We start from the raw sequence: 25,399 nt of genomic DNA, 5'->3' as shown, positions 1-25,399 counted from the left end.
CGGGTGGCTGAGCTGGGGCGCGACCGCGCGACGGACCCCGGTCAGCGCAGCGTGCGGGGCAGGTACCGCGGCACGTACCGGAGCAGGATGCCCGCGCCGACCAGGCCGAGCACCCCCATCACGCCGCTCGCGACGGCGATCGTCGCGAGCGCGGTGACGCCGGAGATCACGAGCGGGGCCGCGGCGGACCCGAGGTCGCCGGTGAACCGCCACGCCCCGAGGAACGGCGCCGGCCGGTCGGAGGGTGCCAGGTCCGCGCCGAGCGTCATGAGGATCCCGGAGCCGACGCCGTTCGCCAGTGACATCGCCATCGCGACCGCGACGAACCAGCCGACACGGGCGTCGAGGTGGTCGCTCCAGGCCAGCAGGAAGTAGCAGATGCTCAGGCCGAGCATGCAGGGCAGGGCGCTCGCCAGGCGTCCCCAGCGGTCCATGATCTGCCCGCTCGTGTAGAAGAGCGCGAAGTCGACGGCGCCGGCGATGCCGATGACGAGAGCAGCGGTGGAGTCGTCCAGGCCGACGCTGACCGCCCAGAGCGGCAGGATCACCTGGCGTCCGGCGCGCATAGCGCCGATCAGCGCCGCCCCGCTGCCGAGACGCACGAGCACGCGGTGGTGCGCGCGGATGGTCCGGAAGAGACCGTGGGACTCCTCCTCGACGAACTGTTCGCCCTCGAGCTCGCCCGGTCGCGTCGTACCGGCGGTCGTCGCCGCCGCGTCGGTCGCCGTCGGCCGGGAGGCCCGTGCCGGCCGCTGCAGGCCGCGCACGCCCGTCGCGGGGTCGCGGATGACGAGCAGCACCACGGCAGCGCCGAGGCAGCAGACGACGTGCACCCAGAACGCGCTCTGGGTCGTGCCGGTGAGGTGGATGACCCCGGCCGCCAGGAACGGACCGACGAAGTAGCCGAAGCGGAAGACGCCGCCGAGGCTCGACAGGGCCCGGGCCCGGATCCGCAACGGGATCGCGGTCGTCATGTACGCGTGCCGGGCCAGCGCGAAGACGGCGGTGGACAGACCCACCAGGAAGACGCCGACGGCCAGGACGAGGGGGTTCGGAGCGACGGTGCAGACCAGCAGCCCGACGACCGAGACCACCGCGGCGCCGATCATGGCGTTGCGTTCGCCGATCCTCGCCACGACGACACCCGAGGGGACGTCCCCGATGAGCTCGCCGACCAGGATCAGCGAGGCGACGAACCCGGCGACCGCCAGGGTCGCCCCGAGGGAGTCCGCCGCGATCGGGATGATCGGGATGATGGCGCCCTCGCCGATCGCGAAGAGCGCAGCGGGCAGGAACCCGGACAGCAGGACGCCCCGGAGGTCGAAGGCGTCGTTCGTGGTGCTCGTCATCGTCGAGCAACGGTACGCCGTGTCGGAGTTACCCTGGACGCATGCGTGTTCTGGCGGCGATGAGCGGTGGTGTCGATTCGGCGGTGGCCGCGGCCCGGGCGGTGGACGCCGGCCACGACGTCGTCGGGGTGCACCTGGCGCTCAGCCGGATGCCCGGCACCCTGCGCACCGGCAGCCGCGGCTGCTGCACGATCGAGGACTCGATGGACGCCCAGCGTGCCGCCGCGGCCCTCGGCATCCCGTACTACGTGTGGGACTTCTCGGCTCGGTTCAAGGAGGACGTCGTCGACGACTTCGTGGCCGAGTACCAGGCTGGCCGCACGCCGAACCCCTGCATGCGCTGCAACGAGCGGATCAAGTTCGCGGCCCTGCTCGAGAAGGCACTGGCCCTCGGGTTCGACGCCGTCGCGACGGGCCACTACGCCTCGATCGTCACCGGCCCGGACGGCTCGCGGGAGCTGCACCGCTCGGCGGCGTGGGCCAAGGACCAGTCGTACGTGCTCGGCGTCCTGACGGCCGAACAGCTCCGCCACGCCATGTTCCCGCTCGGGGCCACCCCGTCGAAGGACGAGGTCCGGGCTGAGGCCGCCGCCCGCGGGCTGACGGTTGCGCAGAAGCCGGACTCGTACGACATCTGCTTCATCCCCGACGGTGACACCCGCGGGTGGCTCGCCGACCGCGTGGGCAGCGAGACCGGCGACGTCGTCGAGCGCGACGGCACCGTCGTCGGCAGCCACGACGGCGCGCACGGCTACACGGTCGGGCAGCGCCGCGGTCTGGCGCTCGGACGTCCGGCGGCGGACGGCAAGCCCCGCTTCGTGCTGGAGATCCGCCCGAAGGACAACACCGTCGTCGTCGGCCCGAAGGAGGCGCTCGACGTCGCCTCACTCTCGGGCACCCGGTACACCTGGGCCGGCGCGGCACCGGCGGACCCGTCCACCCCGTTCCGCTGCGACGTGCAGATCCGGGCGCACGCCGACCCGGAGCCCGCGACGGCCCGGATCGAGGACGGCGCGCTCGTGATCGTCCCGGACGCGCCGCTCTCCGGTGTCGCGCCCGGACAGACAGCCGTCGTGTACGTCGGCACGCGCGTGCTCGGGCAGTGCACGATCGACACCACCGTGTCGGCGGCACCCGTCCCCGCCTGAGCGCACGCGCCTGACCTCGCACGTGCCTCAGGCCGCTGCGACCGGGGTCGGTGGCGCACGGTAGAACTGACACATGAGCGACACCGACGCGACCTTCGAGACCATCGACCCCGCGGGCCTCGACGCCGCGCAGGCCGCTCGAGAGGTCGACCGGCTGCGCCTCCGTCTCAACGAACTGCGGCACGCGTACTACGAGGGCAACGGCTCGCCGGTCGCCGATGCCGAGTACGACACGATGATGCGCCGACTCGATGCGATCGAGCAGCGCTTCCCGGAACTCCTGACCGAGGACAGCCCGACGCAGACCGTCGGCGGGCAGGCGCAGACGACGCAGTTCGCGCCGGTGGAGCACGCCGAGCGCATGCTGAGCCTGGACAACGTGTTCAGCCCGGAGGAACTGACCGACTGGGCGCTCAAGGTCCAGCGGGACGCCGGCACCGAGCGCGTGCGCTTCCTGTCCGAGCTGAAGATCGACGGCCTCGCGATCAACCTCCGCTACGAGCACGGTCGCCTCGTATCGGCGGCCACCCGCGGCGACGGTGTGGTGGGCGAGGACGTGACCGGCAACGTCCGGACCATGGGCACGATCCCGGACCGGCTCGCCGGCAGCGGTCACCCGCCCCTGGTGGAGGTCCGTGGCGAGATCTTCTTCCCGGTCGCGCAGTTCGACGAGCTGAACGCCCGACAGCGCGACGCCGGCGAGCGTGTCTTCGCCAACCCGCGGAACGCCGCCGCCGGGTCCCTCCGCCAGAAGGAGGAGGGCAAGTCCGCCGCGAAGCGCGAGCTCATGGTGGACCGCCTGCGCCGACTCCGGATGCTCGTGCACGGCATCGGTGCCTGGCCGGTCGCCGAACTCGAGCGCGACACCGACGTCCGCGCCCAGTCCGAGGTCTACGAGCTGCTGCACGAGTGGGGGCTGCCGACCGGCACGCACCACCGCGTGTTCGACTCGGTGGAGGACGTCCTGGGCTTCGTCAAGGACTACGGGGAACGCCGGTCCTCGGTCGAGCACCAGATCGACGGCATCGTCATCAAGGTCGACGACCTGGCGCTGCACGAGGAACTCGGGTCGACCAGTCGTGCCCCGCGCTGGGCGATCGCCTACAAGTACCCGCCGGAGGAGGTCCACACGAAGCTGCTCGACATCGTCGTCAGTGTCGGCCGCACCGGTCGGGCCACCCCGTTCGCCGCGATGGAGCCCGCCGAGGTCGCCGGCTCGGTGGTCCGGCAGGCCACCCTGCACAACCAGCAGGTGGTGAAGGCGAAGGGCGTCCTGATCGGTGACACGGTCGTGCTCCGCAAGGCCGGCGACGTCATCCCCGAGGTCCTCGGCCCGGTCGTCGAACTGCGCGACGGCACCGAGCGCGAGTTCGTGATGCCGACCGACTGCCCGGAGTGCGGCACCCCGCTCCGCCCGGCGAAGGAGGGCGACATCGACCTCCGTTGCCCGAACGCCGAGAGCTGCCCCGCCCAGGTGCGTGGGCGGGTCGAGCACATCGCCTCCCGCGGGTCGCTCGACATCGAGGGCCTGGGCGAGGTCGCCGCCGCCGCCCTCACGCAGCCGGTGTTCCCTGAGACCCCGCCACTCGTGACCGAGGCGGGGCTGTTCGACCTGACGCTGGAGGACATCGTGCCGATCGAGGTCGTCGTCCGCGATGCCGAGACGGGCATGGAGAAGACCGAGGACGGCGGCGCCCCGAAGCGCGTGTCCCCGTTCAGCCGGGCACGGAAGAAGACCGACCCGCCGTTCGACCCGGAGGCCCGCGGTGCGGACTACACCGGCGAACCCAGCCGGTACCCGTCGAAGAACGCGTTCGAGCTGCTCGCGAACATCGACGCCGCGAAGACGAAGCCGCTGTGGCGCATCCTCGTCGGGCTGAACATCCGTCACGTCGGACCCGTCGCGGCCCGCGCGCTCGCGAACCACTTCGGGTCGCTCGACGCGATCCGCTCGTCCTCGCGCGACGAGCTGGCGGCGGTCGACGGCGTCGGCGGGGTCATCGCCGACGCACTGCTCGACTGGTTCGAGGTCGACTGGCACCGCGAGATCATCGATCGCTGGACGGCGGCGGGCGTGCAGCTCACGACGCCCGGACACCCCGGGCCGGGAGTGGCTACCGAAGCAGGTGGTGTGCTCGCCGGCATCACGGTCGTCGCGACCGGGTCCCTCGAGGGCTTCAGTCGCGAGGGCGCGCAGGAGGCGATCATCGCCGCCGGGGGGAAGGCAGCGTCGAGCGTCAGCAAGAAGACCGACTTCGTCGCCGCTGGCCCGGGCGCCGGCTCCAAGCTGACGAAGGCGGAGCAGCTCGGGTTGCGGATCATCGACGCGGCGCAGTTCGCCCTCCTGGTGAGCGAGGGACCGGCTGCCCTGGGTGACCCTGCACCCACGGAGCTCGACGAGCCCGCCGCCGAGCCGGGAGCGCAGTAGCGGCGGATGCACGGCCGTGCGGGATCCGGCTGTCGCGACGCGCCCCCGGATTGACCCCAGTACGGGGGGCAAGTCGCCCTCCGCATGACCCCCGAAGGGCCGGATCTCCATAGACTCGACAGAGCATCACCTGTCGTCTGCAGGGGAACGACAGGCCGGCCTTCCCGGGGGAGACCCGTTTGCTGTTCATCGCCGCGGCGCTGCTGACCGCCTCGATCCACTCACTGGGAGTCGTCGAGGCACCGACCGTGCCCGTTTCCGCCGTCATCTCGTCGGGCGCCGCGGGGACCTCAGGACCGGGACGGCCCGAGCGGGGCACGCAGCCGGCCGTCGACGCGCTCGCCGGAGCCTCCGGGCAGCGCTGGCTGGACGCCCTCGAGGCGGCGGCGCCGGTGACGCTGCGAGCCGCCGACGACGACTCCCGCGTGACCGCGACCGCGATGGACGACCCGCCGAGCACGAACCTCGTCGCGAACTGGTGGCGTGCCCTGTCGCCGGCGTCCCGGACGTCCCTGACGGACGACGCCCCCGTCGTGATCGGCAACCTGGACGGGGTGCCGTACGCCGTCCGGGACGTCGCGAACCGGGCCGCCCTGGCTGCGGGTCTCACCGACACGGACACCCCGACCGCGCTCGCCTCGATGCTCGGCCAGGTGCGGGAGTCACTCGAGCAGGCCCCCGACGACCCGCGGAAGTACCTCGTCACCCTCGACACCCGGGGGAGTGGCCGGTGCGCGATCTCGGTCGGTGACCTCGACACCGCGGGCGACGTCTCGGTCGTGGTGCCCGGCATCTTCTTCTCCGTCAACGGCCAGATGGTGGACTTCACCGCGACGGCCGGCGACGTGTTCCGGGAGCAGGCCACCCTGGCACCCGTGGCCGCCCCGGCGGACGGACCGGGCAACGCGGTCCTCGCGTGGATGGGCTACCGCACGCCCGGCATCTCGGACTTCATGTCGCTCGATCTGGCTCACCTCGGTGCCGACCGGCTCGTGCGCACCCTCGACGGCATCCGTTCGGTCCGCAACGACCACCAGCCGCGCCTGGGCGTCGTCGCACACTCGTACGGCTCGACCACCGCGCTGATCGCGCTGTCCTCCGGGCGTACCCGGGTCGACAGCCTCACCATGCTCGGGTCGCCGGGGAGCGCGGTCACCTCCGTCGACGAGCTCGGCGTGCCGCGCGGCGAGGTGTACATCGGCGGGGCGCACTGGGACCCCATCGCGGGCACGGGCTTCTTCGGCACCGACCCGGGGCGCGCGGCGTTCGGTGCTGCGGCGCTCGACCTCGTCGGCGGGAGCGACCCGGCGGACGCCGGTGACGTCTTCCGGCAGCCGTGGGGGCACAACGACTACCTCAAGCCCGGCACCGCCTCGCTGCACGACGTGGCGCTCATCGCGGTCGGACGGGGCGACCTGGTCCGCAGTGGGCACGGGCCGGGTGACACCCCGGACGACGGGGTCGTCCAGGCGTCGCCGGACATGTACCTCGTCCGTCCGCAGGACCTCCAGCCGCGCGACTGAGTACTGATCACCGCAGGCCGGACGGGAGGCCCGTCAGACGTGACCGGATCGTGACCGGACACATGTGGGCCCGGTGATCCGGGCCTCCAGGCCGGGTCGGAGCACGTGGCGGAGGCGAGGTCGAGAGCATCCTGTGCGGCTGCGCAGTCGCGCGACCGCGCGCACCAGAGTGGACCCAGCCCGTCTCCTTACCGTGCTCGGCATGCGAATCGTGCGGTGGCCGGGTGCCCTCCTGATGTTCATCGTCATGTCGGTCCTCGCCGGCCTGCTCGTCGCGGTCGCGCTCACCCCGGCCGTCGCGGTCGCGGGGGAGGGCACGAGCGGAGCGGCCGAGTTCTTCGAGGACCTGCCGAGCTACCTGGACATCCAGACGCCGCAGCAGGTGTCCACCGTCTACGCGAAGCAGGGCGGACACGAGGTCCCGATCGCGTCCTTCTACGCCGAGAACCGCGTCAACGTCACGTCCGACCAGATCGCCGACACGCTCAAGCAGGCGGCGATCGACACCGAGGACCCGCGCTTCCACGACGAAGGCGGGATCGACGTGGTCGGGACCCTTCGCGCGACCATCGCGGACGCACTCCACCAGGGTGTGCAGGGCGGCTCGAGCATCACGCAGCAGTACGTCAAGAACGTGCTCGTGCAGCAGTGCGAACAGCTGAACGGCACGGACGCGGCCTCCACCAAGAAGAAGGTGGATGCCTGCTACGAGAAGGTCGCCGGTCAGTCGAAGGCACGCAAGCTGCAGGAGATCCGGTACGCGATCGCCGTCGACAAGAAGTACACGAAGGACCAGGTCCTCACCGGGTACCTGAACATCGTCGGGCTCGGCGGTCGTGTCTACGGTGGCGAAGCGGGGGCCGAGTACTACTTCGGCGTGCACGCGAAGGACCTGTCGCTCGTGCAGTCGGCGACCCTGGTGGCGATCCTCAACAACCCCTCGAACCTGCGCATCGACCAGCCGGCGGACAAGACGAACGGGGCGGCGAACGGGTACGCCCTGACGAAGGTCCGCCGCGACTACGTCCTCCGCCGCATGCACGCCCACGGAGCCATCACCCGGGACGAACTGGCGAAGGCCGTCGCGACCCCCATCGCACCGGAGATCACCGCGACCGCCAACGGCTGCTCGACCGCCGCCACGAAGTACGACGCGGGCTACTTCTGCGACATGGTGCGCTCGCAGCTGCTCGCCGACCCGGCGTTCGGCAAGACGGCCTCGGACCGGATCGCCACCCTCGACACGAAGGGACTGTCGATCCACACGTCCCTCGACCTGGACCTGCAGGCGACGTCCCAGAACGCCCTGTCGTCCTACGTGCCGACCACGATGGCGGGCGTCGACGCCGGTGGCACGAACGTCACGGTCGAACCCGGCACGGGACGTGTGCTGTCGATGGTGCAGAACACGGCCTACACACAGTCCGACGCGCCCACTGCCGGCGCCACCGCGGTCAACTACAACGCCGACCAGGCCATCGGCAGTTCCGGTGGCTTCCCGACCGGGTCGACCTACAAGGTCTTCACCCTCGCCGACTGGTTGGCGAACGGGCACACCCTGTCGCAGTCCGTCTCGACGACCGAGCACACCTTCCCGCAAGCCGAGTTCACCAACTCGTGCACGCCCGTCGGTGGCGCACCGTGGATGGTGGCCAACGCCGAGCAGGTGCCGTCCTCGATGACGGTCCTCGCGGCCACGGTCGAGTCGATCAACACCGCGTTCGGCGCGATGGCGGAACAACTCGACCTCTGCGGCATCCAGAAGACCGCCGAGAGCATGGGCATCCACCAGGCCGACGGCAGCGCACCGGACTCGAACCCCGCCTCCGTGCTCGGCACCAACCCGCTGGCACCCATCGACCTGGCCGAGGCGTACGCCGGGTTCGCCAACGGCGGCGTCGCCTGCACGCCCACCACGATCGACTCCGTCACGACCGCCAGCGGCGGCACCATCCGACCGACCCCGGCCACCTGCAACCGCGGGGTCAGCGCCGAGGTCGCCGGCACGGTCGACTACGCGTTGCAGGGCGTCCTGAGCGGGTCGGGCACGGCGGCCAGTGCGAACCCCGGCGACACGGTGCCGAAGTTCGCGAAGACCGGCACCACCGACGGTGACGAGCAGAACTGGCTGATCACCTCGTCGACGAAGTACACGAACGCCACCTGGATCGGCAACGTGCAGGGCCACGTGCGCCTCGCGAACTGGCCGTTCCTGCAGGGCACGACCGGGTACAGCGCGAAGTTCGGCGTCGGCAAGCAGATGATGACCTACCTCGACGGCGCGTACGGCGGCGGGGCGCTGCCAGCGCCGGACCCGGCGATGATCGGGACGACCGCGAAGGCGAAGACCGCGACGCCGTCGACCGGCTCCGGTGCGCAGCAGGGGACGCAGGCGGCCGGGCAGCAGGCCGCGGGGACACAGACCCAGGGCACGCAGACCCAGGGCACGGGGACCACGGGCACACAAGCACCGGCGTCGTCGGGCACTGCGGCGCAGGCTCCGGCCGCGCAGGCTCCCGTCACCGGCGGGGCTGCGGTCGGCGGTGCAGCTGCGCCTCCGGCCGGCTGACCCAGTCCTGCACAGGCGAGCGCTCGGCGTCGGCCGTGCGCAGCCGTCCGACCCCCGCGTGGCGTGCCCAATAGACTGGTGCGCATTCCACGAACCGATCGACGGAGCACCATGCCTGACATCACGAGCGAGCAGGTCGCACACCTGGCGAACCTCGCACGTATCGCACTCACGCCCGACGAGATCGAGAAGATGACCGAGGAGCTGTCACTCATCGTCGACAGCGTCGCGAAGGTCACCGAGGTCGCGACCCCGGACGTCCCCGCGACGAGCCACCCGGTCCCGCTCGAGAACGTGTCCCGCCCCGACGTGGTCGGCGCGACGCTGACCCAGGAGCAGGCGCTCTCCGGCGCCCCCGACTCGGACGGCGAGCGCTTCCGGGTGACCGCGATCCTCGGCGAAGAACAGTAGGCGGACGAACAGTGACCCACGACATCACCACGCTGAGCGCTGCCGCGCTCGCCGACGCCCTGGTGGCCCGCGACGTCTCGAGCGTCGAGGCCACGCAGGCCCACCTCGACCGGATCGCCGCCGTCGACGGGGACGTGCACGCGTTCCTGCACGTCAACCAGAACGCGATCGCCGCCGCGAAGGCCATCGACTCCCGCCGCGCGGCCGGGGACGACCTCGGTCCGCTGGCCGGTGTGCCGATCGCCGTCAAGGACGTCCTGTGCACGCAGGACATGCCGACCACCTCGGGCTCGAAGATCCTCGAGGGCTGGGTGCCGCCGTACGACGCCACCCCGGTCGCCAAGCTCCGCCGTGCCGGCCTGGTGCCGCTCGGCAAGACGAACATGGACGAGTTCGCGATGGGCTCGTCGACCGAGTTCTCGGCGTACGGCCCGACCCACAACCCGTGGGACCTGGACCGGATCCCCGGCGGGTCCGGCGGCGGCTCGGCGGCAGCGGTGGCCGCGCACGAAGCCCCGCTCGCCCTGGGCTCCGACACCGGTGGGTCGATCCGTCAGCCCGGCGCCGTCACGGGCACCGTCGGTGTGAAGCCGACCTACGGTGGTGTCAGCCGTTACGGTGCGATCGCGTTGGCGTCGAGCCTCGACCAGATCGGGCCGGTGTCCCGCACCGTGCTCGACGCCGCACTGCTGCACGACGTCATCGGCGGGCACGACCCGAAGGACTCCACCTCGCTGCGGCAGGAGTGGCCCTCGTTCGCCGCCGCCGCACGCGACGGTCTGCAGGCCGACTCGCTCAAGGGCGTCCGCATCGGCGTCGTCAAGGAACTCGCCGGTGGCGAGGGCTTCCAGGCCGGCGTCACGCAGCGCTTCCAGGAGACCGTCGCGCTGCTCGAGTCGGCCGGTGCCGTCGTCGTCGAGATCGATGCGCCGTCGTTCGCCTACGCGATCAGCGCCTACTACCTGATCCTCCCGGCGGAGGCGTCCTCGAACCTCGCGAAGTTCGACTCGGTCCGCTTCGGCCTGCGCGTCACGCCCGAGGGCGGCGCCACGGTCGAGGACGTCATGGCCGCAACGCGTGAAGCCGGCTTCGGGCCCGAGGTCAAGCGCCGCATCATCCTCGGCACGTACGCCCTGAGCGCCGGGTACTACGACGCCTACTACGGCAGTGCGCAGAAGGTCCGCACGCTCGTCCAACGTGACTTCACCGCAGCGTTCGAGCAGGTCGACCTGCTGATCAGCCCGTCGGCTCCGACGACGGCGTTCAAGATCGGGGAGCGCATCGATGACCCGCTCGCGATGTACCTCAACGACCTCACCACGATCCCCGCGAACCTGGCGGGCGTCCCCGGCATGAGCATCCCGAACGGTCTGGCGCCCGAGGACTCGCTGCCGACCGGCGTGCAGCTGATGGCCCCGCAGCGCGAGGACGCCCGGCTCTACCGGGTCGGTGCCGCGCTGGAGCGTCTGCTCGAGCAGCAGTGGGGTGCCCCGCTCATCTCCCGGATCCCGAACCTGGACGCCACGCAGCAGTCCGCCGCAGAGGAAGGTGTCATCTGATGGCCAAGGACGCACTCATGGACTTCGACGAGGCGCTCGAGCGGTTCGAGCCGGTCCTCGGCTTCGAGGTGCACGTCGAACTCGCGACGGCCACGAAGATGTTCTCGGACGCGCCGAACTTCTTCGGTGGCGAACCGAACACGAACGTGACACCGGTCGACCTCGGGCTGCCCGGGTCCCTGCCGGTCGTCAACGAGCAGGCCGTTCGCTACTCGATCCAGCTCGGGCTCGCGCTCGGCTGCTCGATCGCCGAGAGCTCGCGGTTCGCACGGAAGAACTACTTCTACCCGGACAACCCGAAGAACTACCAGATCTCGCAGTTCGACGAGCCGATCGCCTTCGAGGGCGAGGTCGAGGTCGAACTCGCCGACGGCACGATCTTCCAGGTGCCGATCGAGCGCGCCCACATGGAAGAGGACGCGGGCAAGCTGACCCACGTCGGTGGTGCCACGGGCCGCATCCAGGGCGCCGAGTACTCGCTCGTCGACTACAACCGCGCGGGTGTCCCGCTGGTCGAGATCGTGACGAAGCCGATCGTCGGTGCCAAGGAGCGCGCCCCCGAGCTCGGTGCCGCGTACGTGCAGGTCATCCGTGACCTCGTCCGTGCGCTCGGCGTCTCCGAGGCCCGCATGGAGCGCGGCAACCTGCGCTGCGACGCGAACATCTCGCTGCGCCCGTGGGGCCAGGAGAAGCTCGGGACCCGCACCGAGACGAAGAACGTCAACTCCTTCCGCGCAGTCGAGCGTGCCATCCGCTACGAGATCCAGCGGCAGGCGGCGATCCTCGCGGCCGGCGGCACCATCACGCAGGAGACCCGGCACTGGCACGAGGACACCGGTCGCACCTCGGCCGGCCGTCCCAAGTCGGACGCCGACGACTACCGCTACTTCCCGGAGCCGGACCTGCTGCCCGTCGTGCCCGACCCGGCACTGATCGAAGAACTCCGCGCGGGTCTGCCCGAGGCACCGGTGGCCCGACGTCGTCGCCTGAAGGGCGAGTGGGGCTTCGCAGACCTCGAGTTCCAGGACGTCGTCAACGGCGGGCTCCTCGACGAGGTCCAGGCGACCGTCGACGCCGGTGCCGGTCCGCAGGCAGCACGCAAGTGGTGGACCGGTGAGATCAGCCGTGTCGCGAACGCGCAGGACGCTGCCCCAGGCGACCTGGTGTCGCCGCAGCACGTGGCCGAGGTCATCGCGCTGGTGGAGTCCGGTGAACTGACCGACCGTCTCGCACGCCAGGTCCTCGAGGGCGTCATCGCCGGGGAGGGCTCGCCGGCGCAGGTCGTCGAGTCCCGTGGGCTGCAGGTCGTCTCCGACGACTCCGCCCTCACCGCCGCGGTCGACGAGGCACTGGCCGGGCAGCCGGACGTGCTGCAGAAGATCCGCGACGGCAAGGTGCAGGCCGCCGGGGCGATCATCGGCTCCGTGATGAAGGCGATGAAGGGCCAAGCCGACGCAGCTCGTGTGCGCGAGCTCGTCCTGGAGCGCGCGCAGCAGCAGTAGCACCGGCGGGAGCGCGACCCGCAGTAGACGGGAGGCCCGTGGCGGATCCGCCACGGGCCTCCCGTCTGCCGCGTTCCACCATCCTGGGGACACGTCAGCGATCCGGTGACAGGATGGAGCGTGTCAGCAACGATCCGAGCCATCGGTACCGCCGTCCCGCGGACCACCCTCGGGCAGGCGTCGGTCCGTGACCTGTTCGCCGCCCAGCCCGGCCTCGGGAGGCTTGCCTCGCGGCTCGTTCCCGCGGCCTTCAACGCCTCCGAGGTGGAGCACCGCCACAGCGTCCTGCCGGAGCTCGACGCGACGGCCGCGCCCGGTGCGTTCCGTGACGCCGACGGGATCCTCAGCTCGCCGAGCACCGGGACACGGAACGACCGCTTCCGCGAGCTCGCTCCGCCGCTCTTCGTCGGCGCCGCTCGTGACGCCCTCGAGCGTGCCGCGGTCGACCCGGCGACCGTCACGCACGTCGTGACCGTGTCCTGCACCGGCTTCACGCAGCCCGGGCCGGACCTGGCGATCGTCGAGGAACTCGGGTTGCCGCGCAACGTCTTCCGGCAGCACGTCGGGTTCATGGGGTGCTTCGCCGCGTTCCCCGCCCTCCGCATCGCCGACGCGTTCGTCGGCGCGGACCCGACGGCGGTCGTCCTCGTCGTCTGCGCTGAGCTCTGCACGTTGCACGTCCGTCACTCAGAGGACCCGGACCAGATCGTCGCGAACAGCGTCTTCGGCGACGGAGCCGCGGCGGCCGTCGTCACGGCGGACGGCCCGGGCCTCCGTCTCGACGCCTTCACCACCATGGTCCTGCCCGAGGGTGCGAGCGAGATGGCGTGGAACATCGGTGACGAGGGCTTCGAGATGGTGCTGAGCACCGAGGTCCCGAAGCTGATCGGCGTGCACGCGGCCGAGGCGGTCGCCCCGCTCCTCGGTCCCCGCGGATGGACCCCGGACGACGTGCCGGTCTGGGCCGTGCATCCCGGCGGGCGGGCCATCCTGGACCGCACCCAGGACGCCCTGCACCTGCCGGACAGCGCGTTGACTGCGAGCCGCGCGGTCCTCCGCGACCACGGCAACATGTCGAGTGCGACGGTGCTGTTCGTCCTCCGGGAGGCCCTCGAGGCACGTCCCGCGGACGGTACGCCCGTCGTCGCGCTGGCCTTCGGGCCGGGGCTGACCGTCGAGGCGGCGTCGCTGACCGTGGTCGGGAGCGCAGTCGCCGCGGCGGACGCCAGCGGTGCGCCCGCAGTGGTCGACGCGGCCAACGCTGTCGCCCCGGTCGGGGTGGGGGCGTGACCGAACCCGTCGACCTCTCCACCCGCGCGGTCGACCTGCGCGAGTTGATGGACGACCCGGACTGCGACCCGGCGATGCTCGACCGGACCTTCCGCCGCTTCGCCCTGGTGAACGCCGCGGTGTCCGGCTGGCGGTCGGTCTGGCGGACCCACGTCGCCCCGGCGCTGCCGGCGACCGGTCGGGCCCGCGTGCTCGACCTCGGCTGCGGTGGCGGTGACCTCGCCCGGTCACTGCTCCGGTGGGCGCGGGGGGACGGCTTCGACCTCGAGGTCGTCGGGGTGGACCCGGACCCGCGGGCGATCGCGGCGGCGGAGCGACGGACGACGGCCGGGGTGACGTTCCGCACGGAGTCGAGCGCCGACCTGGTCGCGGCGGGCGAGCGGTTCGACGTCGTCGTGTCGAACCACGTGCTGCACCACCTCGACGACGCCGAGCGGGCGGCGTTCCTCCGGGACTCCGGGGAGCTGGCCGTCACCCGCAGTGTGCACTCCGACATCCGGCGTTCGGTGTCCGCCTACCGGCTGTACGCGATCGGGGCGCCGTTCGTCTCGGCAGGCACGTTCATCCGCGAGGACGGTCTCCGCTCCATCCGCCGGAGCTTCACCGTCCCCGAGCTCACGGCCGCCCTGCCGCCGGGCTGGCGTGCCGAGGCGGCGTCCCCGCACCGGGTCCTCGCAGTCCGCTGACCTTCCCTGAGGAGCTACGGGCGCAGCAGCACCTTGATCGCCCGGCGCTCGTCCATCGCGGCGTAGGCCTCGGGAGCCTGGTCCAGGGGCAGTTCGAGATCGAACACCTTGCCCGGGTCGATGGTCCGCGACAGCACGTCGGGCAACAACTCCTCGATGTACGCGCGTGCCGGGGCCATGCCGCCGCCGACCGTGATGTTCTTCGCGAACAGGAACGGCATCGGCAGCTCGGGGTCACCGGCCGGCACGCCGACGTAGCCCACCGCACCGCCGGGACGGACGACCCGCAGAGCCTGGTCCATGCTCTCCGCGGTGCCGACGGCCTCGAGCGCGCAGTCGGCGAGGTCGCCGTCCAGCAGGTCCCGCACAGCCTGGACGCCCTCGTCGCCGCGGGTCTCGACGATGTCGCTCGCGCCGAAGTCGCGTGCCAGCGCCTGCCGGTCCGCGTGCCGGCTCATCGCGATGATCCGGTCGGCGCCGAGACGCTTCGCCGCGAGGACCGCCGACAGCCCGACCGCACCGTCGCCGACCACGACGACGGTCTTGCCCGGGCCGACGCCGGCCGAGACCGCGGCGTGGTGCCCGGTGGAGAACACGTCGGACAGGGTCAGGAGCGACGGCACGAGGTCCTCGTCGACCGGCCCGGGCACGACGACGAGGCTGGCGGCGGCGTCCGGCACACGGATGTACTCGGCCTGGGCGCCGCCCAGCGGGTGGCCGTAGGCGTCCGGCGTGACACCGAACGTGGAGCCGTGGTCGCAGCCGCTCGTCATGCCGTGCGCGCAGGCCTGGCAGGTGCCGTCGTTGGTCGTGAACGGTGCGATGACGAAGTCGCCGACGCGCAGGTCGGTCACGTCGTCGCCGACCTGGTCGACGACGCCGACGAACTCGTGACCGATCGCCCGCGGTTCCTTCGTGTCGCGGACACCCCGGTAGGGCCAGAGGTCCGAGCCGCAGACGCACGCGGCGACGACGCGCACGACGGCATCGGACGGGGTGAGGATCGTGGGGGCGTCACGCTCCTCGACACGGATGTCGCGGGGAGCGTGGATGACTGTTGCACGCACGGGTGTGCCTTCCGTCGGGATGATCGGGGAACGGCCGGTCGACGTTGTCCGGACGCCAGTCGACAGTACGCTCGTGCGGGTGGACGAGGACCGGTACGGCAGTGACGTGCTCTCGGGCGACTGGCGCTCGCGGGGTGTGCAGAAGGTGCGGCAGGTGCCGCTCGAGCGCGACATGGTGCTCGAGGACCCCGACTCCGGGTGGGCCGGCGCCGTGGTCGGCCTCGAGGCCGGCAACGTCTCGCTCGAGGACTGGAAGGGTCGGGTCCGCGCCTTCCCCTTCGTCGGTCAGTTCCTGCTCGAGGGTGAACTGGTCACCCTGACGCGCCCGCAGGCACCCGTCGGTCGGTCCGCCGCGGCCGCGCCGCCGGCTCGTTCCACCGCCACCGCCGGCACCGCCGCGGCCGGGAGGCCCGGAGCGGCCCCGGCGGTCCGGCACGCCTCCGACGGTGGTCGCCTCCGCACCGCGTCCGGGTCGTTCGCCGTCGAGCAGCAGCGCGCCCGGGTGGCCCTGCCGAGCCGGATCATGGTCGAGGGCAAGCACGACGCCGAACTCGTCGAGAAGGTGTGGGGCGCCGATCTCCGGGTCGAGGGGGTCGTCGTCGAGGAGCTGTCCGGCGTGGACAACCTGGCTGACGTGCTGGACGACTTCCGCCCGACCCGGGAGCGCCGGGTCGGCGTCCTCGTGGACCACCTCGTGCCGGGCTCGAAGGAGTCCCGTTTCGCCGACGCCGTGATGCGCGGGAAGTGGGGCGCACACGTGCTCGTCGTCGGACACCCGTTCGTCGACGTCTGGCAGTCGGTGAAGCCGGCACGTGTCGGACTGCAGGCCTGGCCGACGATCCCACGGTCGATCGAGTGGAAGGCCGGCATCTGCCAGGCGCTCGGGTGGCCGCACGCCGAGCAGGGCGACATCGCCCGGGCGTGGCAGCGGATCCTCGGGCAGGTGCGGACGTTCGCCGACCTCGAGCCGCAGCTGCTCGGTCGGGTCGAGGAGCTGATCGACTTCGTGACCGAGCCGGTCTGACGGTCGTGCGCCGGGCCTCCCGTCGCGCCTCGGGGCGGATCCCGGGCGCGCCGCCTACGCTTGCAGGATGGACGGCATCGACGGACGCGTGCGGAACGCCGTCGACGTCTGGCTGCGCTGGCTGCCCCGGTGGCAGATCGGGACGGCCCGTCCACGCACCCGCATCTGCCGACGCTGCACGGGCTCGCCGATCGCCGCCGCAGCGGGATTCGGGCCGGACGTTCCGCACCCGGTGCAGCACGCGCTGATCGGTCGGATGTCCGCCATCGTCGAGGACGCGGTCGACGACCACACGGCGAAGAACCTGCCGCTGCTGCAGCGTGAACTCGAGCGGGCCGCAGCACGCAAGCGACGCTCGGGGTACCAGCCCGCCGAGGGGTTGTCGCCGGAGTTCCAGGGCCTGGACGTGGACCCGCAGCCCGAGCCGGGCGAGCCGTTCCTGTTCACCCTCGGGGAGCTGGCGGGCACCGGGGCGAGCGAACAGGAGCCGCGCGAGCCGCTGTCGGACGAGGCGAAGGCCGCACTCCGCCACGAGATCGAGCTGTCCGACGAGTGCGCCCGGTCGACCGGTACGGCCGTGTGCCTGGCGCTGCTGGACCACCGGGAGCGCATCGCCGAGGCCGTCGAGCGTCTCGTCGAACCGCAGATCGCCGCGCTGGTGTCGGACATGTTCCGCGGGTTCGACGGCCCGGACGAGGGTCCGCGGGGCGGCCTCTTCTAGCCGGCAGCCCGCGCGTCGCCGCCCGCCGGACGCCTGCCCGACCGGAGGCGCACCACGAGTCGGGTGAGGAGCCGCCAGCCGACCAGGAACACCCCGAGGACGACGGTGGCCACGACGAGGAACGAGATCGGCAGCGGGTTGCCGTCGACCACGCCCTGCCCGGTCGCGACCCGGATCGCCATCCCGACGAACACCGTCAGGATCCACGCCACGACACCGGTCGGCCAGATCGCGAGCGGGCGCGACCACGCCCCGGAGGTCACGTACGCGATCGCCCACCCCGCCAGGAACGGGTACGCGGTCGTCCACAGGCCGAGTGGCGCGAACGCCTCGCCGTGCGAACTGCGTCCGATGACGGCGAACGCCACGATGAGCACGACGTCGACGACCGCCGCGAGCCAACCCCAGGTACGAGTCTCCACGGCACCATCCTCTCAGGCCCCGGCCGCGTGGCCACCGGCCTCGTGACCACCGGCTGTTCACCGACGCGTCACGTGGTGTTCGGGCCGCGCTCCCACGATGGGACGGTGACGACGCTCGAGACCCCGGCACCGATGACGACCGGGAAGCCCGGCCTCCGTCCGCCCCGGATCGTCGCCTCGCGTGGGGCCCCGGGTGTCCGCCGTGAGAACACGCTGCCGGCCGTCGCCGTCGCCGAGGCCCTGGGTGCCGACGTCGTCGCGGTCGACGTCCGGGTCACCGCCGACGGGGTCGCCGTGCTGCTGCACGACGAGACCCTCGGCCGGATGTGGGGCGACGGCCGCCGCGTCTCCGCGACGCCGTGGTGCGACGTCGCCCGGCTGGGCAACGGGCTCGACCGCATCCCACGCCTCGACGCCGTGCTCGAGCGCCTCGAGGGGTGCTCCGCCGCCCTGGTGATCGGGCTCGCGGACCCGGCTGACGCCGACGCCGCGGTGCGCACCGTGGCGGGAGCCGGCACCGGCGTGGACGACGCCGTGCGGGTGGCCTGGCGCGGGACGCTGGCTGCGATGCGGGCCGTCCGGGCGCTGCTGCCCGAGGCCGACGTCTGGATGCCCTGGGACACCCTCCGAGCACCGACGGCCGCCGAGGTGCAGGAGCTCGGGCCCTCGACACTCGACCTCGACGTCGCCTTCCTCACGCCCGCCACCGTCCGCGCGGCACACGCCCTCGGGCTGTGCGTCGCGGTGTGGACCGTCGACGACCCGGAGCCGACGCGCTGGGCGACCCGGCTCGGCGCGGACCTGGTCCTCACCCAGGACGTCGCCACGGTGCACGCCGTCCTGGCCGCCGCGGAGCGGGACGGCTGGTCGCGGCCGGCCCGGGAGCCCGGTGAAGCCGAGATCGCCGGCCGCGCCCAGACCCTGGCACACCGGATCGCGCACGAGGTCATCGCCTTCACCCGCGAACACCGCGTCGACCCGGACACCGGCGACACCGAAGGGCAGGTCGCGGCGCTGGACCGGTCGATCGAGCAGCACGTCCGCGGTCGCGTCCGGGCGGCGTTCCCCGAGCACGGCTTCGTCGGCGAGGAGTACGGCGTCGCCCCCGGGGACAAGCACCGGTGGTACCTGGACCCCGTCGACGGCAGCCGGAACCTGGCGAACGGCGTGCCGTGGACGAGCACCTCGCTGTGCCTGACCCGGTCCGGGCGCCCCCTGGTCGGCGTCGTCGCGGACCCCTGGCGCGGCGAGGTCCTGGAGGCCCGCCGCGGCCGAGGAGCGACCGAACGCGACCGGGTGCTGCGCCTCGACGACGCACCGCGCGCCCTCGCCGGCGCCGTGGTCGGGACCGAGCTCGACGGTGCCCACCCGTGGCCCGGCTTCGGCGCGTTCGTCGACGCGCTCGCCGCCCGGTCCTGCTCCGTGCGCGTCCCCGGCTCGGGCACCCTGACGATCGCCCAGGTGGCCGCCGGCCGGGGGATCGGGGCGTGCATGCCGGCGTTCGACCCGATCGACCACGCTGCCGCCGTGCTCCTCGTGCACGAAGCCGGCGGGGTGGTGCTGACCCTCGACGGGCCGGTGCAGGACTTCCCGCCCGCCGGTGTGCCGTTCCTGGCGGCGCACCCGGGCGCGGCCGACGAGCTGTTCGCGGTCTGGACCGCGGCGATCACCGGGGCCGGGCCGACGTCCTGACGGTGGACGGGCCTCCCGGACGGGAGGCGCACGGCGGCTTCTGAGCGCACGCACAGTCAGACCCGGCCGACGGTGCCTAGCGTGGGCGCCAGTGGGCACGGTGCCCGCGACGAAGGAGCACACCATGGGATTCCTCGACCGTCTGCTCGGCCGCGAGGAGCGTCCGGAGCAGCCACGACGCGGGACCGGTGGTGCACCGCAGCCGGGCTACCAGTACGGCCAGCAGTCGTACCAGCAGGCGCCGGCCGCGCCGTACGGTGCAGCCACGCCGTACGGTGCACCCGACCGGTCAGGACCCGGCCAGCAGCCCGGGGGCGAGGACCAGCGGGCCGTCGAGCGGTACCGCTACCTGCTCCGGACCGCGCCGCCGGAGCGGATAGAGGAGGTGCACGCCGAGGCGTTCGCCACCCTGACGCCCGAGCAGCGCCGGATGGTCTACGACGAGTTCACCCGCACGGCTCCGGCCGGCGAGGCCCCACGTGGCGACGATCCTCGCTCGCTCGCCCAGAGTGCGACCCGGTCCGAGCTCCGGCAGCCCGGGTACATGGAGCGCTCGCTCGGCGGCATCGGTGGCGGGGGCATGGGCGGTGGCTTCGGCGGACGGCAGGGCCCGGGCTTCGGCAGCATGCTCGGCGCCTCGCTGCTCGGCACCGTCGGCGGCTACGTGATCGGTTCCGCCCTGATGAGCGCCTTCCTCCCGGACCCCGGGTCGTTCGACGGTGGAACCGATGCGAGTGGTGCGGATGACGGCGGTTCGGGGGACACTGGTGACGGATCCGGCGACGGCGGTGCGGCCGACGGCGGCGGGTACGACAACGCCTCCTGGGGTGACGGTGGTTCCGACTTCGGCGGCATGTCCGACGGCGGGTTCGACCAGGGCTCCAGCGACTTCGGTGGTGGCTTCGACGTCTGAGTGACGTCCGTCGCTCCCGCCGCCCGGTCGACCGGTCCGCGTGTCCGGTCGGCCCCGAGGGACGCAGCCGGTCACGAAGGAGCGACATGGCCATCATCGAGGCCTCCGGCCTCACCAAGACCTACCGATCCAAGTCGGGGCCCGTGCACGCACTGGCGGGCCTCGACCTCTCGGTGCCCGAGGGCACCGTCACCGCACTGCTCGGACCGAACGGGGCCGGGAAGACCACCACCGTGAAGGTCCTCACGACCCTCGTCGAACCGGACGCCGGGTCAGCGTCCGTCGCCGGCATGGACGTCGTCGCCGACCGGCAGGGCACCCGCCGCGCGATCGGCGTCTCCGGGCAGTACGCCGCCGTCGACGAGAACCTCACCGGGTTCGAGAACCTCGAGATGATCGGGCGGCTCTACCACCTGGGACGTCGGGCAGCGCGCGACCGGGCACGCGAGCTCATCGAGGTGTTCGGGCTCTCCGAAGCGGGCGACCGCCCCGTCAAGGGGTTCTCCGGCGGCATGCGCCGTCGGATCGACCTCGCCGGGGCGCTCGTGATGAACCCGCGCGTGCTGTTCCTGGACGAGCCGACGACGGGCCTCGACCCGCGCAGCCGGCTCGCGCTCTGGGGCATCATCGAGGACCTCATCGCCGACGGAGCCACGGTGCTCCTCACCACGCAGTACCTCGAGGAGGCCGACCAGTTGGCCGACGACATCGCCGTCATCGACGACGGTCGGGTCATCGCCGAAGGCACCTCGGACGAGCTCAAGGCCCAGGTCGGCGGACACCGCGTCGTCGTCACCCTCGTGGACGCCGCCGACGGGGACGCCACCACCACCGTCCTCCGGCGGCACGGCAGCGGGGAGGTCGAGACGAGCGGCGATGGTCGCACCCGGGCCGTCACCGTCGACGCCGGGCCCGCGGCGCTGCAACGGGTCCTCACCGACCTCGGCGCCGCCGGCATCGCGCTGCACGACGCCGGGATGCGCCGCCCGACGCTGGACGACGTGTTCCTCCGGCTCACCGGTCACGCCGCGACGGACGACCAGGACGGCGGTGGGGGTGGACGCATGGACGCGACGGCGGGGACCGGTCCGTCGGGCGGGGAGCGGGCCTCCCGACAGGAGCTGGTGCCATGACCACCACCACGACCGGCACCGGCAGCGCACTCGGGCGGCAGTTGCCCGTCGTCGTCACCGCCCCGCTCGCCGTCTGGTTCGAGGACGGCTGGACGGTGACGAAGCGGAACCTGATCAAGATCAAGCGGTCGCCGGACATGCTCGTCTTCGCCGTGCTGCAGCCGATCATGTTCGTCCTGCTGTTCAGTCAGGTCTACGGCGGCGCGATCAGCGTGCAGGGGACCGACTACACGCAGTTCCTGATGGCGGGGATCTTCGCGCAGACCGTCGTCTTCGGCGCCACGTTCTCCGGGTCGGCGATGGCGCAGGACCTCAAGGAAGGACTCATCGACCGGTTCCGGACCCTGCCGATGTCGGCCTCGGCCGTGCTCGTCGGACGGACGAACTCCGACCTCGTGCTCAACGGCATCTCGATGGTGATCATGATGGTCACCGGGCTGGCGGTCGGCTGGCGGGTGGGATCGTCACCGGTGGAGTTCGTCGGCGGGCTCGCACTGCTCCTGCTGTTCAGCTACGCGTTCAGCTGGGTGATGGCCCTGCTCGGCATGAGCGTCAAGACGCCCGACGTGATCAACAACGCCTCGTTCATGATCCTGTTCCCGCTCACGTTCATCTCCAACGCCTTCGTACCCAGCGAGACGATGCCGCTCGTGCTCCGGGTGTTCGCGGAGTGGAACCCGGTCTCCTCGCTCGTGCAGGCAGCGCGCGAGCTGTTCGGCAACGCCGGGTCGGCGCCGGTGCCGGACATCTGGACCATGCAGCACCCGATCACGACGGCGTTGATCGGGATCGCGGTGATGCTCGCGGTGTTCGTGCCGTGGGCGGTGAACAAGTACACGCGGATCAGCAGCAAGTAGGAGCGGGCTGCCGTCGCTCGTCGCTCGTCGCTCGTCGGCCGTCGCTAGTCGTGCAGGATGGCGTCGCGCACCTTGCGGCGCAGGACCTTGCCGATCATCGAGCGGGGGAGGTCCTCGACCACCACCACCCGCCGCGGCACCTTGTACGCGGCGAGGTGGTCGCGGGACCAGGCCCGGAGCGCATCTCCGTCGAACGTCGCCGGGTCGGTCGGGATCACCGCGGCGACGACCTGCTCGTTGCCGCCCTGCGTGATGCCGACGACCGCGACCTCCTTGACGCTGGGGTGCTTGAGGAGCGTGTCCTCCACCTCGGAGGGCGCGACGTTGAACCCGCCGGTGATGATGAGCTCCTTGAGCCGGTCGACGATGCGCACGAACCCGTCCGCGTCGATCGCCACGATGTCGCCCGTCCGGAACCAACCGTCGGAGGTGAAGACCTCGTCGGTGGCCTCGGCCTTGCCCCAGTAGCCGCCGAAGACCTGCGGGCCGCGGACCTGCAGCTCACCGGACTCGTCGGTGCCGAGCACCCGGGACTCGTCGTCGGGGTCCACCACCCGGCACTCGGTCGACGGCAGCGGCAGGCCGATCGCACCGAGGCGACGGGCGTCCGACACCGGGTTCGCCATCAGCACGGGAGAGCACTCGGACAGGCCGTAGCCCTCCACCAGGAAGCCGCCGGTGCGGGCCTCCCAGGGCTCGATGACGTCCTGCGACAGCGGCATCGCGCCGGAGATGCCGATGTCGATGCCCGCCAGCGACACCTTCGCCGAGTCGGCGGCGTGCTGCAGCCGGGCGTAGATCGGCGGTACGGCCGGCAGGAACGTCGGCGGACGCTTCTTGATCGCCTTGAGGACCAACGCAGGGTCGAACGCCGGGAACAGGACGAGCCTCCCGGCGATGCTCATCGCGAACGTGAGGCACAGTGTCAGGCCGTACGCGTGGAACATCGGCAGGACGGCGTGCACGACGCTGCCGTCACCCGCGCTGATCTGGGGGATCCAGGCCCGGGCCTGCGCGGCGTTCGCCAGCAGGTTCCGGTGCGTCAGGACCGCGCCCTTCGGGGTGCCGGTCGTGCCGGAGGTGTACTGGATGAGCGCGACGTCGTCGGTCTCCGGCCGCGGGTGCCGCTTCGACAGCTTCCGGGCCGACACCAGGTCGTCCCACCGCGTGGTTCCGGACACCGAGGTCGTGAGCTTCGCGCGGGACTCGCGGGCCTTCGCCACCGGCAGCGACAGTGCCAGGCGCGTGCTGCGCGGCATCGCCCGGGTGAGGTCCACCGAGACGATCGCGTCCAGCGCGACGTCCTTCGGGAAGTCCTGCAGCGTCGCCACCGACTTGTCCCACGCGATCGCGACCTTCGCGCCGTGGTCCTCGAACTGGTGCCGCAGCTCCCGCGGTGTGTACAGCGGGTTGTGCTCCACGACGATGCCGCCGAGCCGGAGCACCGCGTAGAACGCCACGACGTGCTGCGGACAGTTCGGCAGCACCAGTGCCACCCGATCGCCCTTCGTCACGCCGAGCTTGCGCAGCCCGTTCGCTGCGCGGGCGATCTGCTCCTCCAGCTGGGCGTACGTGGTCTCCCGCGTGAAGAACTCGAGCGCGACCGCCTTCGGGAAGCGCCGTGCCGACTGCTCGACCAGGTCCGGCAGGGACCCCGTCATCGTTTCGATGTCGTGCGGCACCCCTGACGCGTAGGAGGCAAGCCAGGGACGAAGCGTGTCGATGCTCACGTCGTCCAACCTAGCGGGCGGAGCCGAGGGGTTGTCAGACGCGCGTGGTGCGCGTCTGCAGCGGAGCTGCCGCGGGTGCCGCGGGTGCCGCGGGTGCCTCGGGTGCCTCGGGACGTTGCTCGGGGCGTTGCTCGGGACGTTCCTCGGCGCGGACGCGGTTTCCGGCGAGCGTCCGGTGCGCTGTCAGGGGGTCGACGGAGCATGACGGCATGTCGTTCGTCACCGATGCGTTCCGCACCCGCTTGCAGGCCACGTTCACGGGCAACACCCACGGCAGCCCGCAATGGGTGGACGAGCTCGAGAAGGGAACCGACGCCGGCTTCTTCGGCCCCGGCTCCGCCACCTGGTCCGTGCACGGCGGCAACCAGACCATCGTCGCCGGCGTCCGGGCGCTCCTCGTCCAGGCCCTGCACCCCGGGGCGCTCGCCGGGGTCGCGGACCACTCCCGGTACAAGGAAGACCCGTTCGGCCGGCTCGCGGGCACCATCCGCTGGATCTACACCGTCACCCACGGCGACACCGCCACCGCCACCTCTGGCAGCGAATGGGTGCTGCGGCTCCACGAGCGGGTGCGCGGCCTGTACGTCGACGGCCACGGCATCGGACGGCCGTACACAGCGAACGACCCGGACCTCGCCCGCTGGGTGCACCTCGCGTTCACCGACGCGTTCCTCCGCACGGCCCAGCGCTGGGGCGAGCCGATCCCCGGTGGCGCCGACGCGTACGTCCGCGAGTGGGCCGTCGCCGGACGCCTGATGCGCGTGCACGACGCCCCCGAGACCGAGGCCGAACTCCGCGCGCAGATGGACGGCTACCTCGACCGCGGCGAGCTCGCCGTCACACCCCGGACCCGTGAGGTCCTGCGGTTCATCAAGAACCCGCCCCTCGCCGCGATGCTCCGACCCGGCTACCGCGCGATCTACCAGGGCGCGGTGTCGACCCTCGACCCGCGACACCGGGCGCTGCTCGGGATCCGGGCACCCATGATCGGTCCGATCGAGCTGCCCGTCGACCGGGCGACCGGGCTGGTCCTCGACGGCATCACCGGCGTGCTCGGCAACCAGACGGGCAGCGAGCGGGCGGCGCTGCGGCGCATCGAGCGGCTCGAGCGTGAGGCCGCGGATGCGAGGCCCGGAGAGCGCGGGCTCGGCGCAGCCTGAGGGGTGCGGGAGCGGGGGCTCGGCGCGGCTGCGCCTGCGGCTGCGGCGGACGGCTGCGGCGGGCGGGGCGCCTGCGGCTGCGGCGAGCGCCTGCGCCTGCGGCGAGCGGGCGGATCTGTGCGGAGGCCGCTCCCGTCATCCGGGCTTTCCGCCCGCTCGCCCTGGGGACGGACCGATGAAGGGGTCACGCAGTCCGTCTCCGGCGAGCGGGCGGA

The 25,399-nt window shown here is 72.2% G+C and carries 20 protein-coding genes; 16 read left to right on the top strand and 4 right to left on the bottom strand.

Annotated elements, in window-relative coordinates:
• Positions 1–41: 41 nt before the first annotated feature.
• The gene (locus DEJ31_RS03505) at positions 42–1,349 is read right to left on the bottom strand and encodes an MFS transporter (RefSeq protein ID WP_110903239.1); all 1,308 of its coding nucleotides are present in this window, start codon (positions 1,347–1,349) and stop codon (positions 42–44) included.
• A 41-nt stretch (positions 1,350–1,390) separates the two neighbouring features.
• On the opposite strand from DEJ31_RS03505, the gene mnmA reads away from it, so the two are divergent.
• From mnmA to DEJ31_RS03460, 9 genes are all read left to right on the top strand, one after another.
• Positions 1,391–2,497: a tRNA 2-thiouridine(34) synthase MnmA gene (gene mnmA / locus DEJ31_RS03500; protein WP_111044677.1), complete on the top strand. Its 1,107-nt coding sequence runs from the start codon at positions 1,391–1,393 to the stop codon at positions 2,495–2,497.
• Positions 2,498–2,570: 73 nt separating this feature from the next.
• A complete protein-coding gene (ligA, locus tag DEJ31_RS03495) occupies positions 2,571–4,925 on the top strand; it encodes an NAD-dependent DNA ligase LigA (RefSeq protein WP_111121223.1) in 2,355 nt (784 codons plus the stop codon).
• Between the two features lie 248 nt (positions 4,926–5,173).
• Positions 5,174–6,448: an alpha/beta hydrolase gene (locus DEJ31_RS03490; RefSeq protein ID WP_146243091.1), complete on the top strand. Its 1,275-nt coding sequence runs from the start codon at positions 5,174–5,176 to the stop codon at positions 6,446–6,448.
• Positions 6,449–6,650: 202 nt separating this feature from the next.
• On the top strand, positions 6,651–9,017 hold the full coding sequence (locus tag DEJ31_RS03485) for a transglycosylase domain-containing protein (RefSeq protein ID WP_146243090.1): 2,367 nt from the start codon (positions 6,651–6,653) through the stop codon (positions 9,015–9,017).
• A gap of 111 nt (positions 9,018–9,128) precedes the next feature.
• Positions 9,129–9,428, top strand: a complete 300-nt coding sequence (gene gatC / locus DEJ31_RS03480; RefSeq protein ID WP_110903234.1) for an Asp-tRNA(Asn)/Glu-tRNA(Gln) amidotransferase subunit GatC — start codon at positions 9,129–9,131, stop codon at positions 9,426–9,428.
• An 11-nt stretch (positions 9,429–9,439) separates the two neighbouring features.
• Positions 9,440–10,987 (top strand): Asp-tRNA(Asn)/Glu-tRNA(Gln) amidotransferase subunit GatA, encoded by a 1,548-nt coding sequence (gene gatA, locus DEJ31_RS03475; RefSeq protein ID WP_111078680.1) that lies wholly within the window; start codon positions 9,440–9,442, stop codon positions 10,985–10,987.
• The gene (gatB, locus tag DEJ31_RS03470; RefSeq protein ID WP_111044682.1) at positions 10,987–12,489 is read left to right on the top strand and encodes an Asp-tRNA(Asn)/Glu-tRNA(Gln) amidotransferase subunit GatB; all 1,503 of its coding nucleotides are present in this window, start codon (positions 10,987–10,989) and stop codon (positions 12,487–12,489) included. The genes gatA and gatB overlap by 1 nt, the downstream gene beginning before the upstream one ends.
• Before the next feature lie 120 nt (positions 12,490–12,609).
• Positions 12,610–13,779, top strand: a complete 1,170-nt coding sequence (locus DEJ31_RS03465; RefSeq protein ID WP_110903231.1) for a type III polyketide synthase — start codon at positions 12,610–12,612, stop codon at positions 13,777–13,779.
• A complete protein-coding gene (locus DEJ31_RS03460) occupies positions 13,776–14,465 on the top strand; it encodes a methyltransferase domain-containing protein (protein WP_258366121.1) in 690 nt (229 codons plus the stop codon). The genes DEJ31_RS03465 and DEJ31_RS03460 overlap by 4 nt, the downstream gene beginning before the upstream one ends.
• Before the next feature lie 14 nt (positions 14,466–14,479).
• On the opposite strand, the gene DEJ31_RS03455 is transcribed toward DEJ31_RS03460, so the two are convergent.
• Positions 14,480–15,532, bottom strand: a complete 1,053-nt coding sequence (locus tag DEJ31_RS03455) for a zinc-binding dehydrogenase (protein WP_110903230.1) — start codon at positions 15,530–15,532, stop codon at positions 14,480–14,482.
• A gap of 79 nt (positions 15,533–15,611) precedes the next feature.
• Between DEJ31_RS03455 and DEJ31_RS03450 the strand changes: the two genes are divergently transcribed.
• Both DEJ31_RS03450 and DEJ31_RS03445 read left to right on the top strand, forming a co-directional pair.
• Positions 15,612–16,556 (top strand): DUF3097 domain-containing protein, encoded by a 945-nt coding sequence (locus DEJ31_RS03450; protein WP_111121362.1) that lies wholly within the window; start codon positions 15,612–15,614, stop codon positions 16,554–16,556.
• Positions 16,557–16,623: 67 nt separating this feature from the next.
• A complete protein-coding gene (locus DEJ31_RS03445; RefSeq protein WP_110903229.1) occupies positions 16,624–17,277 on the top strand; it encodes a spermidine/putrescine ABC transporter substrate-binding protein in 654 nt (217 codons plus the stop codon).
• Here the strand turns inward: DEJ31_RS03445 and DEJ31_RS03440 are convergent.
• Complete coding sequence (locus DEJ31_RS03440; RefSeq protein ID WP_110903228.1) at positions 17,274–17,699, bottom strand: DUF3054 domain-containing protein; 426 nt, start codon at positions 17,697–17,699, stop codon at positions 17,274–17,276. The genes DEJ31_RS03445 and DEJ31_RS03440 overlap by 4 nt on opposite strands.
• A 105-nt stretch (positions 17,700–17,804) precedes the next feature.
• On the opposite strand from DEJ31_RS03440, the gene DEJ31_RS03435 reads away from it, so the two are divergent.
• From DEJ31_RS03435 to DEJ31_RS03420, 4 genes are all read left to right on the top strand, one after another.
• A complete protein-coding gene (locus tag DEJ31_RS03435) occupies positions 17,805–19,391 on the top strand; it encodes an inositol monophosphatase family protein (protein WP_111121220.1) in 1,587 nt (528 codons plus the stop codon).
• A 124-nt stretch (positions 19,392–19,515) separates the two neighbouring features.
• The gene (locus DEJ31_RS03430) at positions 19,516–20,304 is read left to right on the top strand and encodes a hypothetical protein (RefSeq protein ID WP_110903226.1); all 789 of its coding nucleotides are present in this window, start codon (positions 19,516–19,518) and stop codon (positions 20,302–20,304) included.
• A gap of 86 nt (positions 20,305–20,390) precedes the next feature.
• Complete coding sequence (locus tag DEJ31_RS03425; protein WP_111121219.1) at positions 20,391–21,437, top strand: ATP-binding cassette domain-containing protein; 1,047 nt, start codon at positions 20,391–20,393, stop codon at positions 21,435–21,437.
• Positions 21,434–22,294, top strand: a complete 861-nt coding sequence (locus DEJ31_RS03420) for an ABC transporter permease (RefSeq protein WP_111121218.1) — start codon at positions 21,434–21,436, stop codon at positions 22,292–22,294. The genes DEJ31_RS03425 and DEJ31_RS03420 overlap by 4 nt, the downstream gene beginning before the upstream one ends.
• A gap of 44 nt (positions 22,295–22,338) precedes the next feature.
• Here DEJ31_RS03420 and DEJ31_RS03415 read toward each other — a convergent pair whose 3' ends face one another.
• Positions 22,339–24,024 (bottom strand): long-chain-fatty-acid--CoA ligase, encoded by a 1,686-nt coding sequence (locus DEJ31_RS03415; protein ID WP_111121217.1) that lies wholly within the window; start codon positions 24,022–24,024, stop codon positions 22,339–22,341.
• A 209-nt stretch (positions 24,025–24,233) separates the two neighbouring features.
• On the opposite strand from DEJ31_RS03415, the gene DEJ31_RS03410 reads away from it, so the two are divergent.
• On the top strand, positions 24,234–25,184 hold the full coding sequence (locus DEJ31_RS03410) for an oxygenase MpaB family protein (protein WP_111044686.1): 951 nt from the start codon (positions 24,234–24,236) through the stop codon (positions 25,182–25,184).
• Positions 25,185–25,399: the final 215 nt, after the last annotated feature.

This window comes from Curtobacterium sp. MCPF17_031 (genome assembly GCF_003234035.1).
Taxonomy (GTDB): domain Bacteria; phylum Actinomycetota; class Actinomycetes; order Actinomycetales; family Microbacteriaceae; genus Curtobacterium.
Note: the sequence above shows the minus strand (reverse complement) of the source record. Positions and strands in the feature narration are given on the sequence as shown.